At 45.8% G+C, this 13,072-nt stretch carries 10 protein-coding genes and 1 pseudogene; 6 read left to right on the top strand and 5 right to left on the bottom strand.

Translation table 11 applies throughout. The features are described 5' to 3' along the window. Positions 1-5: 5 nt before the first annotated feature. Complete coding sequence (locus J2Z66_RS43550; RefSeq protein ID WP_281068896.1) at positions 6-134, top strand: hypothetical protein; 129 nt, start codon at positions 6-8, stop codon at positions 132-134. 169 nt (positions 135-303) lie between these two features. Here J2Z66_RS43550 and J2Z66_RS28225 read toward each other — a convergent pair whose 3' ends face one another. From J2Z66_RS28225 to J2Z66_RS28215, 3 genes are all read right to left on the bottom strand, one after another. After that, positions 304-2,346: an ABC transporter substrate-binding protein gene (locus J2Z66_RS28225; protein ID WP_209976088.1), complete on the bottom strand. Its 2,043-nt coding sequence runs from the start codon at positions 2,344-2,346 to the stop codon at positions 304-306. A 361-nt stretch (positions 2,347-2,707) separates the two neighbouring features. Then, entirely contained in the window at positions 2,708-3,835 is a 1,128-nt protein-coding gene (gene nspC, locus J2Z66_RS28220; protein ID WP_209976087.1) for a carboxynorspermidine decarboxylase, read from the bottom strand. Between the two features lies 1 nt (position 3,836). Further along, entirely contained in the window at positions 3,837-5,084 is a 1,248-nt protein-coding gene (locus tag J2Z66_RS28215) for a saccharopine dehydrogenase family protein (RefSeq protein WP_209976086.1), read from the bottom strand. A gap of 729 nt (positions 5,085-5,813) precedes the next feature. Between J2Z66_RS28215 and J2Z66_RS43005 the strand changes: the two are divergent. The 4 genes and pseudogenes from J2Z66_RS43005 to J2Z66_RS28200 all read left to right on the top strand — a co-directional run. After that, positions 5,814-6,493: pseudogene (locus J2Z66_RS43005) on the top strand (FGGY family carbohydrate kinase); the annotation flags it as partial. A gap of 45 nt (positions 6,494-6,538) precedes the next feature. After that, entirely contained in the window at positions 6,539-7,216 is a 678-nt protein-coding gene (locus J2Z66_RS43000; protein WP_312894816.1) for an FGGY-family carbohydrate kinase, read from the top strand. 330 nt (positions 7,217-7,546) lie between these two features. Continuing rightward, positions 7,547-8,254, top strand: a complete 708-nt coding sequence (locus J2Z66_RS28205; protein ID WP_209976085.1) for a DNA alkylation repair protein — start codon at positions 7,547-7,549, stop codon at positions 8,252-8,254. 420 nt (positions 8,255-8,674) lie between these two features. Further along, the gene (locus J2Z66_RS28200) at positions 8,675-9,199 is read left to right on the top strand and encodes a VOC family protein (protein ID WP_209976084.1); all 525 of its coding nucleotides are present in this window, start codon (positions 8,675-8,677) and stop codon (positions 9,197-9,199) included. A gap of 1,391 nt (positions 9,200-10,590) precedes the next feature. Here the strand turns inward: J2Z66_RS28200 and J2Z66_RS28195 are convergent. Together J2Z66_RS28195 and J2Z66_RS28190 are read right to left on the bottom strand one after the other, a co-directional pair. After that, positions 10,591-11,580 (bottom strand): hypothetical protein, encoded by a 990-nt coding sequence (locus tag J2Z66_RS28195; protein ID WP_209976083.1) that lies wholly within the window; start codon positions 11,578-11,580, stop codon positions 10,591-10,593. Next, positions 11,577-12,071, bottom strand: coding sequence for an RNA polymerase sigma factor (locus J2Z66_RS28190; RefSeq protein WP_209976082.1), 495 nt, complete (start codon positions 12,069-12,071; stop codon positions 11,577-11,579). The genes J2Z66_RS28195 and J2Z66_RS28190 overlap by 4 nt, the downstream gene beginning before the upstream one ends. 526 nt (positions 12,072-12,597) lie before the next feature. Here J2Z66_RS28190 and J2Z66_RS28185 point away from each other — a divergent pair. Beyond that, a complete protein-coding gene (locus tag J2Z66_RS28185) occupies positions 12,598-13,056 on the top strand; it encodes an MEKHLA domain-containing protein (RefSeq protein ID WP_209976081.1) in 459 nt (152 codons plus the stop codon). Positions 13,057-13,072 lie beyond the last annotated feature (16 nt).

The following is a 13,072-nucleotide window of genomic DNA, read 5'->3' as shown; positions in this document are numbered from 1 at the left end:
CGTTTTTGGTGCTGGATGGAACATTAACGTTAAATTATTACTTATTTATATCGAAACCCGTGATTGCTGATGCCGGAAACGGCAGTGAAGAGAACTACTTGTATTTTGCTGCCGGATTTGCTGCGCCCGCCTAGTAGATACTTAAAAGAAAGGCTGTTGAACTGCCAACGCAACTCGCTGCACCCTTGCCTTCAAGGTGCAGCGAGTTGTTGTGGTTCGGTGGCAAATCCACTATGAGGTGAGAGGAGCGATGGTCTTTTTCATACTGTCAGTCAGATTTTAAATGGCCTTATCCCGCATTGTTTACTTGGCAAGCGGCAGTTCCATCATGGCATTCACAAAAGTATCCAGGGAAACCATACGACTGGCATAATCGTAATCGTTCAGTGTATCATCAATTGAATAGAAGAGTACATTTCCTGACTTCACTGCTGGAAGACCAATCCAAATGGATGTCTCTGTTAAACGCTTTTTGAGTTCTTCCACATTAGGATCAAAATTCGTATACGCAATCATATCGGCCTCACTCAGATATTCACTGATTACTTCCATGGATAGAGGTGAGAAGAACCCCTCTGATTTAGGATTTTTGCTATTGAAAAACTCTTTCTCAACCATTTCAGGCGCTCGCATGCCCAAATCCTCGTAGATAATTCCTCTCGTTTTGTCGCCTTGCAGACCAGGTGTACCTTCTTCCACGCCTTGTAAAAATACGATTTTCTTGTCGTAGAGATTGGAGTCCACTAGGCGCTGCTTAGCTGCTTCGGCTTTGTTTTCATACTGAGCAATAAATTCCTTGGCTTGTTCGGGCATGCCAAAAACTTCACCAAAAAAAGTCATCCGTTCTTCCAAAGCAGACATTTCATTATAAAAGATAGTAGGCGCTATTTTGTTCAACTGCTCGATCGATGATGATGTCCATGTACGAGAACCAATTATGAGGTCAGGATCCAGAGCCAAAATGCTTTCCAAATCATTTCCGGCAACAAGTTTAACGCCATCGAGATGTTGTCCCCATTGCTGCTTCCATTCCTCGGGCCGCTTAGAGGGGTCACCATAAATATCGACGCCGACCACAGTTTTTCCAAATGGCAAAATATCTCCAACATTATTGCCTACCAAATATACAATACGCTGCGGATCAGCCGGAACCTCCATATCTCCACTCTCTGTTTGAATAACACGAGTCTGCGCGGCCGTCTCTGTCCCCTTAGTATCTGCAGGGGAGGCCGCCTGCGTTTGCGACTGTGTAGGCGTCGGGTTTGGCGATCCTGCATGATTCACCGGCGCATTCGACGCACATGCCGACAACAGCAGCATCAAACTCGTTGCCGCAGCTAGTACAAATTCCTTACTTCTTGTCTGTCCAAACATGGATAACTCCCCATCTCCTTTTGATTTGGCTAGTCGATCTAGTCCTTTATCATTGTAAGGTTGTTGAGAAAGGTTATCAATATCACAATTCGTAAAGTTATCCATCATTTTTCTTCTGTAATCCCTTGGCGTCATGCGGTAATACTTCTTAAACATACGGTTCAAGTTCAACTCATCTACAAAACCACATCCCGCGGCAATCTCTTGTATGGTCACGTGGCTTGTCCGCAAATACTTCTTGGCTGCTTCCAATCTTTTTTCGTTCAAATATTCTTGTACACTTTTATGTTCGCGTTTCTTGAATAATTTAGTGAGCAAACTTCTGCTAATGGGAAGCAGCTCCGCCAGTGATTGAATGGACACCTGCCCGCTATAATGTTCATCGAGATATTGCTTGACCATCCCCACATAATCAGGCTCAAAGTAACGAATATTCCCTTTCCTAAGCTCCATGTAAATTTGATGTATCGTCTGATACAGGACTACCTTTGAATAAAATTGATTTAGCTTCACATTCGAATTCCAATGGTCATACATCGCTTTAAGCTTTTCCATAAAAAAGATGGGATTTTCCGGTGAAAGCCCGTACATTTGTGTAAATGGATTGATCTGTTCCAGTAATCGATGAATGTTCCGCTTGTGGAACGGAGTACTCCCCACTTTATATAAGACCATATAGGTTTCCAAATCCGTATCAATTGGACAAATCGATAGTTCGGTTCCCTTCCCCCCATGAAAAATTCCAAATCTTCCAGTTTGAAAAGAAGTACGATTAAGTGTTACGCTCGCTGCACCACCCTGGGTATATATAAACATGCTGGTTGGCAGCCTGATAGGCTGCAACGGCTTGTCAGGCTGAAGCAATTGAAGACGAACATCGACAATGTCGATCGAAGATCGCGCCCACAATTGAATGGCCGCTTCGATCAGCTCTTGCGATAAATGATTAGTAAAATTGCTTTCTCTTGGCAAGTGCGTTCACTCCTCCTGTAAGCATCCTATGTGTAGGATAATTCAAATGATTATGATTATCAATAGTTCCATAAAGCCGATTGTTCTCCGCTGGAGATGAAGAGTCCGCGCAGCTGAGAGGAGCTAATGCTTTAACGATGTTTTTCATCGTTAAAAGCATCAGTTCCTCTCCACATCCTTGCTTAACGATAAAAAACATCATTAAGTGGAGTACGCTCATTTCGGCAGAGGGCGGGCTGCTGCTAACGCTCATCTTCCCCTGATCCCTAACCACTAAAAAAAGCTGACACCGGTGAATACCGGTGTCAGCTTAAGGGGCCAAACTTTCGGGATGAAGCAACAAGAAGCAACAACTACACTTCTAGGCCAGTCGCAACTTAAAATCTTGATAGCCAAATTGACGTACGATTTGGCAAGAGCCATCTTTACTTTGTACGGCTATAGCGGGAAGCGGCATGCCGTTAAATGTGTTGGTTTTCACCATGGAGTAAATGGCCATATCCCCAAACACTAACCTATCCCCACATTGCAACGGTTCATCGAACGAATAATCTCCGATCACATCCCCGGTCAGGCACGTTTGTCCACCAAGCCTATAGGTAAACGGCTTTTCATCAGGCTGGCCAGAGCCAATAAGCGGCGGACGATACGGCATTTCTAGTACATCAGGCATATGACAAGTTGCCGAGGTGTCAAGAATCGCAATATCGATGCCATTTTTATGAAAATCCAATACAGATGCAATTAAATAGCCCGCATTGAGGGCAACGGCTTCTCCAGGCTCCAAATACACCTCTAAACCGTATAGATCCTGCATTCTCTTAATACAAGCTTCAAGGGTGGCAATATCATAATCGTCCCTTGTGATGTGGTGGCCACCGCCAAAATTGACCCAATCCATTTGCGGGAGCCACTTCCCAAACTTGGCTTCGAATGCCTGCAGTGTGGTCGCTAAGTCGTCGGAGTTTTGCTGGCAGAGGGTATGGAAGTGCAGTCCGGATACGCCATCCAGCAGCTCCGGACGGAAATCCTCCAGTTTGGTGCCGAATCTGGAACCAGTGGAGCATGGGTCATAAATCTCATGCCCAACTTGAGTGGAGCATTCCGGATTGACGCGCAAGCCTACCTTCTTCCCGGCAGCAAGAGCCTTGTCTTTAAACTTCTCCAACTGCGAGAAGGAGTTAAAAATAATGTGATCACAGATAGAGATGATTTCATCAATCTCATCTTCCCGATAGGCAGGGGCAAAGACATGATTTTCTTTGCCCATTTCTTCATAGCCAAGGCGAGCTTCGAATAAGCCGCTTGCGGTCGTGCCGCTTAAGTATTCGCCAATGAGGGGGTACATGGTTGTCATGGAGAATGCCTTCTGCGCCAAAATAATCTTTGCACCCGTCCGCTGCATGACGCCGTTTAGGATTTTAAGATTTTTCTCAATGGCGGCTTCATCGACCACAAAACAAGGCGTCGGCAGTTCTTCAATCCGCATCCTATGGAACCAGCACCGGCTGTTTGGGAGCCTCCTGAGCTTCCTGTCCATCATCAACCAGTACAGGATTAAAGTCTTCTACCCACGGAAGTCCCCATTTGTTCAACTCTTCCATGAACGGATCTGGATCAAACTCTTCGATATTGTACACGCCCGCTTTGTTCCATTTTCCAGTCAGAACCATAGCTGCTCCGATCATAGCAGGAACGCCGGTTGTATAAGAGACCGCTTGAGAGCCCACTTCTTTGAAGCATTCTTGGTGGTCGCAAACATTGTATACATAGTACGTTTTATTTTGTCCGTTTTTCTTCCCTTGGAAGATACAGCCGATGTTTGTTTTACCGACGGTACGCGGTCCCAGAGAGGCGGGATCCGGCAATACAGCCTTTAAGAACTGGAGGGGAATGATTTTCTTTCCTTCGAATTCAATAGGCTCAATAGAAGTCATGCCTACGTTCTCCAGAGCCTTGAGGTGAGTCAGGTAGCTTTGGCCGAAGGTCATGAAGAATCGGATACGCTTAAGTCCCGGCATATTGGCTGCAAGGGATTCCAGCTCTTCATGGTAAAGCAAATACATATCCTTCTCGCCAACCTCAGCGAAGTTATAGCCACGTTTGATTTCCATCGGCTTGGTTTCGATCCATTCGCCATTCTCCCAATATCTCCCGTTGGCAGATACTTCACGGATATTGATTTCCGGGTTGAAATTCGTAGCGAATGGATAGCCATGATCCCCGCCGTTGCAGTCCAGAATGTCGATATATTCTATTTCATCAAAGTAATGCTTGAGGGCGTAAGCTGAGAACACGCCTGTTACACCCGGGTCAAACCCGCTGCCAAGAAGCGCGGTAATACCAGCTTGCTCAAAGCGCTCGCGATATTCCCACTGCCATTTGTATTCGAACTTCGCGGTATCTTCCGGCTCATAATTGGCTGTATCCATGTAATGGGTTTTGGTTGCCAAGCAGGCGTCCATTATCGTTAAATCCTGGTACGGGAGTGCCAGGTTCATGACGATATCCGGCTTTACCTCTTCAATCAATGCGATGAGCTCGTCCACGTTATTGGCATCCACCTGCGCAGTGGTAATTTTCGTTTTACCGCCATCTAATTTTGCTTTCAAGTCGTCACATTTTGATTTAGTACGGCTAGCGATACAAATCTCTTCAAATACCTCACTGTTTTGAACACATTTGTGGATGGCTACGGATGCTACACCGCCGCAACCAATGATTAGTGCTTTTCCCATTGTTCAATCCCCTTACCCCTTAGATTTTGGTCAATCTCAATTTCTCAACAATCCAATAGCCACGTACCTGCCACTTGCGATGTTTATTGCGATCAGATGCTTGCCCTCGTTTTTTGCAAACAAAAAAACAAGTGGAAGAAACGCATCTTCGCGTATCACACTTGTTTAGATATAACCAGAATATATTACAAGTCACCATTATCCGGAGACATAGCTTTTTTAAGGAAGCTGTTTAATATTCAAAATATATCAATAAAGGATCAGAGTCTATATAGCAAATAATCACTTTTACCACTCTTATTGATCTTTTCACAAGTTGATGTGCGGTGCACTGGTTGAAAAGAAACCTAACTTATAAAATTTGAGCTTCTAGCTCCATCAATAAGGCAACTAAAGTTGCCAGTCGGCATTTGACCCGGCTGTCCGTATGGCCTTTACTTCCTAAGTGGATGTGGTCAAAAATTATCTGCATGGAAAGATCCTGTATGTTTTGAATAGCAACTTTCCAAATTAACATTTTTATAATATCATAAATTACAAATATATCAACAACAAATATTTAAAATTTCTTAATAATCTATGACATTTTACTGATAATGATCAGATGGCAAAAGCACCCCAAGGTGCACGCTCTCATTTTCCTGAAAAAAGAGTGTGTTTGGGGTGCTTGTTATTTAGGGCATTCTGACAGGGGGTCCTTTCTTTCTGGAGAATAAAGGAGAAGCTGAGATGGGTTACTTGATGGGAATCGATTTAGGCACATCCAGTGTCAAAACAATCATTATGGATGAGGACGGCGAAATCCGCGGCTCCGCGCAGAGCAGCTATACGATTCTGATTCCAAGCCTTGGCTATGCGGAGCAGCATCCCGCAGATTGGTGGAAGGCTACCGTTGAGACGATCCGGTCATCCTTGAGGGAAGCCGGGATATCGTCCAGGGATAGGAAGGCATCGGACTTTCCGGACAAATGCACGGAATGGTGCTGATTGACCACAATCACGAGGTAATCCGGCCTGCCATCATTTGGTCCGATCAAAGAACCGTCAGTGAAGTAGAGGAAGTTTACCGCTTGCTAGGGAAGGACCGCTTGGGGGAAATCACGTTAAATCCTATATCTACCGGGTTTCAAACGGCATCCTTGCTATGGATCAAAAACAATGAGCGGGGATATTACGAGCGTATTTTCAAAGTGCTTTCGCCTAAGGATTATATCCGCATGCAATTAACGGGAACGATAGGAACCGAAATTACGGATGCGTCAGCTACGCTTGCTTTTGATACAACAAATAGGCAATGGTCTGAGCTGCTGCTGTCCAGGGTGGGATTAGACTCCGCGATGTACCCGGAGGTTTCGAATCCGTTTGACATTGCGGGCGAAATTACATCCGAGGCGTCTCAAGAAACAGGCTTGGCGCCGGGAACTCCGGTCGCATTTGGCGGTGGAGACCAATCGATGCAGGCGGTTGGCAACGGAATCGTGCAGCCGGGACAAGTATCGCTGACAATAGGCACGGGCGGGCAAGTATTTTCAGTGATCGAAAAGCCATATTATGATCCCCAACTAAGAACGCATACGTTCTGCAACGCTATACCGGGGACATGGAATATCATGGGGGCTTCTTTGAGCGCAGGATTGGTATTTTTACCTTATCTTTCCGGAGAAAGAACTCCCCATATGGACCCTTCCGCCCGTGGAACCTTTCTCGGCCTTGCTCTGAAGCATGATAAGGCTCATCTTCTTCGTTCCGTGATGGAAGGAGTCGTTTTTGCTCTGAAGGATTCCGCAGCTATTTTTCAAGAGCTTGGCATTCATATGGATATGTTTATTGCATCGGGAGGCGGAGCAAGAAGCCAAGTGTGGATGCAAATCCAGGCTGACATTATGAATCGTGAAATCTATAAATCGGATCAGAGCGAGCAAGCATGTTTAGGCGCAGCAATTATGGCCGGAGTTGGTGTGAAGCGGTATACGTCGGTTTTTGAAGCGTGCTCGGTGCTTATCAAGTTTAACGATCAGCCGGTAACGCCTATTGCGGAAAATGTGCGCATTTACGAAGAGGTATACGGGATTTACAGAGATGCTTATCAGCAAAATAAAGAACTGTTTCAACGATTGAGCCGTATTCCATAAAATTACGAGATGGTTAACCTCCGTCGTTAGGTTTATAAGATGATTCGTGCAGCTAATGGAGCCGACGAATCAAAAAGAGTGGTACCGAGAAGGAAAACCTATCGCCTCTTTGCAGGCAATAGGTTTTTTACCCTATCAGTTTCCCTGCATGTGGTTTTTATTTCTGCCGAGCAAATTGCCACATCATTTCACGTTTTTCCCTGTTACTATATCAATGCCCTATCTATTACCATAAAATGAGAGAGACTCAGAGGATACGTGTGTCATTGATTTTGTTATAATAGGTGCAGAGGAAAAGTAAGGGCAAACATTCAAAAGGAAGTGATAATCATGGATTTGGAAATGGTGATGCAGGAGCTTGAAGCTCTCGGGAAGGAAAGACTCAAAAAAATGTACCTGTCCAATGGCGCGCATGAACCGCTTTTTGGCGTGGCTACCGGGGAAATGAAGCCCATTTTCAGAAAAACTAAAATAAACCAGCCTTTGGCAGAGCAGCTTTACGCTACAGGAAACTACGACGCTATGTACTTTGCGGGAATCATTGCAGATCCAAAAGCGATGACTGCAGCGGATTTTGAGCGCTGGATCGATGCGGCTTATTTTTATATGCTGTCCGATTTTGTGGTTTCGGTGACATTGGCAGAAGCAGATATTGCACAAGAAGTGTCAGATACATGGATCGCAAGCGGTGAAGAACTGAAAATGTCAGCGGGCTGGAGCTGTTACTGCTGGCTTTTGGGAAATCAGCCGGACAGTGAGTTTTCTGAAGATAAAATTGCCGCTATGCTGGAACTCGCGAAAAATACGATTCATACTGCTCCCGAACGGGCGAAATACTCCATGAACAATTTTATTTATACAGTAGGGGTATCCTATTTGCCGCTCCATGATAAGGCGGTCGAAACTGCAAAGGCAGTCGGTCCCGTTGATGTCAACAGAGGCAAGAAAAAAGGTGGTCCTCTAATCGCTTCCGAACGTATTCAAAAGGCAGTAGATAAAGGGGACATTGGTTTCAAACGCAAGCATGTAAGATGCTAGGGGCGATATTTAGGCCATGTTTACTTTGAAGCTTGTGGAAAGTGGATGATAGAATCCTGATACAAAGCTGATCAGAGAAACCGGATATATTGGCTTGCACCCATATTGATAAGACTAAAATTATGGATTTTATGTATAAATTAACATGAGATGAGTTAGGTGAAAAAGTTAGTCGGTGGCATTTTTGATGTATTCCGAAAACCATCTTCTTGGGCAATGGCCGGCTACGACCTCCATTTCACAAGGGATGGTTTCTTTTGTGTAGGAGTTAGAGAGCTTGTAATAAAGCTCGTTTCTATTGCATCAGAATTAATGGAATATTATAAAATCTAGAAGCTTACCTGACAGTCTTTGTCAGTGAAGCTTCTTTATAATAGGGGACAGGTACTCAAACTTTTATATTGAAAAGGAGATAGACCAATGACTAATAGTCCCCAATTTACAGGAGTATCCGGCGCTCACACCAAGAATGGTGTGCCTAACGGCTTTACAGCTATAACACCTTTCGTGGTAGTTAACCATCCTGCTGAAGCGATAGAGTTCTACAAATCTGTTTTTCAAGCCAGAGTGAAAGATATTACCGAATTCTCGGATGGCGAAGGCAACAAAATGATTGTTCATGCAGAGCTGGATTTTGGCAACGGATTTTTGCAGCTGGGAGCAGCGAACTTGGCCTATAAACTGGTTTTGCCGCCAACGGAGGATCAAGCCTGTTATTCCTTGGGCATTTATGTATCGGATGTAGATTATGTATTTGAACAGGCAGTGGCGAGGGGAGCGAAGGTCAGGGAGCCTATTGCTAACTTTGTTTCAGGTGACCGGTATGGGAACATTTTGGATCCATTTGGCGTGAGATGGTCCATCATGACCAGGATCGAAGATATATCGGAGGAAGAAAGTATTCGTAGAGTCAGAGAATGGGCTGAACAGCTAGGCGGAGCATAAACCGGAGGAGCTGCATGGTGCGGGGCAGGTGACGATTCGAGTGGCTTCGAGCAGCAATGAGAAGATGAGGGAACAATGCCTGACGACCGTCACTTGTCACAGCCTGCATCCTGCATAAATCGGTATATGTAGCATGTACGTTGAGCAGTGTTCCGGGAACCACCCTAGGTATAATAGATAGGAAGCATGGGGGAGTCTTGTCAATAACTCTCTTATTTATGTTAAGGTGATCTTATCATGAATTTCCCATAATTATTCGAAGACATGGCGGCCTCTTTTACTCTTTTTAAATGCATATCTATATCGGATAAGCCCTCGCACTGCTGCGTCCTTAATGGACAACTGCCTGTCAGCACAGGACAGATATGAAGCGGGGGCTGCTTATTTCTTTCCGGAATTGAAGCGATCTGAGCCGTATTAATATTCAATAGAAACTCCATCTTTACTAGTCTCTCAAGACATATGGAGTTGATATCGCTAAAAGGTGTGGAGATAAAAATGTTTTTGAACAGGTTATGGAAGACAAAGTACTTATTCACGTTAACTATTTTGGCTCAACACCACAATCAGTGCTTGTACAAATGAATGATAGCTAAAACTGGAAATAATCTGCCAATCCTGTACGGTTGAAAGTCCTACCCAACAACAAAAGAGGAATAGACCGATGCAGAATCCGTATATCACAACGACGGAAGATATCTTCCAGATACGGAAAGGACCTGTCTCTAACGGTCACCGCTGACCTTTAGAGGCTGATTTTTACATATTCACGATTTTAATGGACATCCGCGACCATTAGAAGGTGGTTTTCCTCACAATCGCCCCTTTTCAGCCTGTAAGAGTCATCCGTGACCGTTAAAATCTCATTTCGCTGCATTTCCGCTTCTAACGGACTGCGTTGACACTGCAGTGACCATTAGCGCACGTGTTACCCTCGCGATATGAAAATAGCTATGACAAGTACCGGGCTGCTATAAAGCTGGCATTTTCGAAGCATTTAACCGCCATCGAATGTTAGCTTGACTGTCAAGCACTGATTATTAGGTTGAGCCATTATTTTATCCATTTATATTACAGGATGCGCTGGCTTAGGAGATTATGATGTTAAGCTACCCAATAACCTCACTGTAGTTAGAACCTCTGCTCATAATGTAACCATATCTCCGCAGATTACTGAATCAAGTTGGGATGTGAAATTAAAGGATGTCAAAGCTATAATTCTTAAAATATAAAATTATGGAAAGTCTTCTTGTGTGATTTTTTTAGACCACCCAGTACTGCTGCTGACTGCTTGCCAAGAGTCCATCCGCCCGCAAAAAACTGCGGCATGTTCCCAAAGCAAAAGCGGCCCGATCCCAAAGGAACAAGCCGCTGTCTGATCACTCGTTTATTTATGAACGCATACTTTCCCACAATGCTTGGAATGCGCCAGACTCTGCCTCGAAGAATACTGGTGAATTGCCATAACGGACCAGCCCTTTGCCAAACAGAATTAGCTCTACCCGGGTGTTGTCCTCCAGTTTCAGATAGATGACCTTGCGGTTCTCGTCGTCGTAGATGCCTTGTTGAATCAGCGGCTCTGCTGCGAGCGGCTTGGCATCCTGGAGGGCTGCCAGGAAGCTGCCGAGCGTCTCGTCGTTGGCCAGCGGCGCATACTGCTGCAGGCCCTCGTTCCAGCTAGCGAAGCTCTCCCACTGGGCCGAAGCGATCCGGTCGTCCAAATTCAGCTTACCAAGCAGATCGGCGCCACTGCTCACCGTAATGCCATTGGTACGCTCGAATAGCTCGGCGATGACTTGGCCATCGATCTCGGTATAGGTCATGATGCGGAAGTCTGAATCGTATCCTTTCACCGTGTAAATGTCCGCTTCGCCGATATTTGAGGCCAGCTCGATATACGCGTCCTTGCCGCTCCATTCATCGATGCCGCCTGTTGTCCGTCCCAGTTTGTCGCCGCGCAGCGCAGCAGCATCGGCGGCATCAATGCGGGTCGCCGACTGGGTATACACATTGCCTTGATAGACGACCAGGGCTACCATGTCCATACTGACGCCGGAGCTCTTATCCGGAAGCTTCACCTTGGGGATGACGACGCTGCCGGGTTCATGTACGGCAGGTGTGTTCGGAGTTACCTGAACGGCTTGGCCGTTAGGCGATGCCGGTCCGTTCAACTGCTTCCACACACTTGGCGTGGCCAGTCCGATACCGGCAGCGAGTACTAGACTGGCGGCGATATAAGCCGTCCGGCGCGGACGCTTCCTCTCCTGCGGTTGCTGCTGCTGCTTCTGCAGCCTGTCTTCCATTCGTTTGTTCATCTCTTCATTAGGTTTCATCGTATCCACTACTTTCTTATATTTTGTCCTGAACTGATCTTCATTCATTGCGGTTCTGCTCCTTCCAGCTCCAGTTTTAACAGCTGTCGTCCCCGCTGGAGTCTCATCTTTACTGCAGACTCGCTGATCTGCAGAATCTTGCTAATCTCCTGGACTTGATAGTCCTCGTAATAGTACAGATGGATAACTGTTTTATACTTTATAGGCAGCGCCATCACAAGATGGAGCAGCGCCAGATCCTCTGGAGTGTCAGCTGTAATCGTCTCCAGTCCATCCCGCTTGACCTCCCGTTTGCGCCAGCCTCTGCCAAGCATCGTTTTACAATGATTGGTGATAACCCGGATCAGCCATGCCTTCTGGTGCTCGGCATCCTTGAACTCGGGTGCTTTTTCCATTAGTTTGATGAAGGTATCCTGAGTGGCTTCTTCCGCATCCTCGCGGCTGCCCAGATGGACCATGGCAATCCGGAACAGCATGCTTGAGTAAGTTTCGTAGCTCTTCATCACATAATTCCCCGGCCGGGTCATGGATCGCTGCATGGTTGCTCTGCCCTCCTTTACCTATAACACAGTTAAGAACGGTATTTGGTCACATTTTGTTGTTGGGTAGGGCAGGAAAATTTCGGTATAGTAAAAAATCAGTTCGGCCCGGCGGGTGGATATTTGGACAGCCTTAAGACCATCTTCGCTCATATTCCAGAACTGATGCACTTTTGCGGGGGATGAACGGTGATGCGCTCTCCGGATTTCACCAGTTGTTCTTTCCCGAACACGACGAATCTCATGCTGCTTTCTATGACTGTGAAGGAGAAGGAGAAGCTTCGTTCCATTTCTAAAAGACGGTGTCAGCGGTATATGTTTTAATCTCATTCTTTATTAACACCATTTATCTATGAAAGGTTACTGCAATCACCTTAGGTATAATAGATAGGAAGCATGGGAGAATATTGTCAATAACTTTCTTATTTATGTTAAAATGATCCTATATGAATTTCGAAGCGACCTACAAAAGTGGTGTGATCGTTCTAGTTGATTAAAGAATTGAAGGAAAGGAAATCAAGCAAATATGGTACAACTGACAGATGAGGCGGCGGAGGCACATGCCAGGCTGCTGGTAAACAGCTACCGCAGATGGGTTGGTCAGGAGCTGATTCATCTCACTCCGGGACTAAGTTTAGCCGAACAAATTGACGAGTCCCCAGTAATCGTGCTGTCCCATGGGACGGAGGCCGATCCTGTATTGTATTACGGCAATTATGCGGCGCTAAAGCTGTGGGAGATGGATTGGCAGCAGTTCACAAGCACACCCTCCCGCCTGACAGCCGAGCCGATGGAACGGGAAGATAGAGTCCGCTTTCTAGCGCAGGTCACACAGTATGGATATGTCAGCAATTATACGGGTATCCGCATATCGAGTACCGGCCGCCGGTTTTATATCAAGCAGGCTACGGTCTGGAATTTGGTAGATGAAGCGGGGCTGTATCAGGGCCAGGCGGCGACATTTTCGCAGTATGAGGATTTGTAATAGGTGAAGAGATGGA

Source organism: Paenibacillus eucommiae (assembly GCF_017874215.1).
In the GTDB taxonomy this organism is placed as follows: Bacteria; Bacillota; Bacilli; order Paenibacillales; family NBRC-103111; genus Paenibacillus_AI; species Paenibacillus_AI eucommiae.
This window is presented reverse-complemented; position numbering and strand designations above follow the sequence as displayed.

Bases quoted from the DNA above. Each gene is read 5' to 3' on its own strand.
- J2Z66_RS28185 (WP_209976081.1), top strand. From the start codon at position 12,598: ATGGTACAACTGACAGATGAGGCGGCGGAGGCACATGCCAGGCTGCTG.
- J2Z66_RS43000 (WP_312894816.1), top strand. From the start codon at position 6,539: ATGCAGGCGGTTGGCAACGGAATCGTGCAGCCGGGACAAGTATCGCTG.
- J2Z66_RS28200 (WP_209976084.1), top strand. From the start codon at position 8,675: ATGACTAATAGTCCCCAATTTACAGGAGTATCCGGCGCTCACACCAAG.
- nspC (WP_209976087.1), bottom strand. From the start codon at position 3,835: ATGCGGATTGAAGAACTGCCGACGCCTTGTTTTGTGGTCGATGAAGCC.
- J2Z66_RS28205 (WP_209976085.1), top strand. From the start codon at position 7,547: ATGGATTTGGAAATGGTGATGCAGGAGCTTGAAGCTCTCGGGAAGGAA.
- J2Z66_RS28190 (WP_209976082.1), bottom strand. From the start codon at position 12,071: ATGCAGCGATCCATGACCCGGCCGGGGAATTATGTGATGAAGAGCTAC.
- J2Z66_RS28195 (WP_209976083.1), bottom strand. From the start codon at position 11,580: ATGAATGAAGATCAGTTCAGGACAAAATATAAGAAAGTAGTGGATACG.
- J2Z66_RS28215 (WP_209976086.1), bottom strand. From the start codon at position 5,084: ATGGGAAAAGCACTAATCATTGGTTGCGGCGGTGTAGCATCCGTAGCC.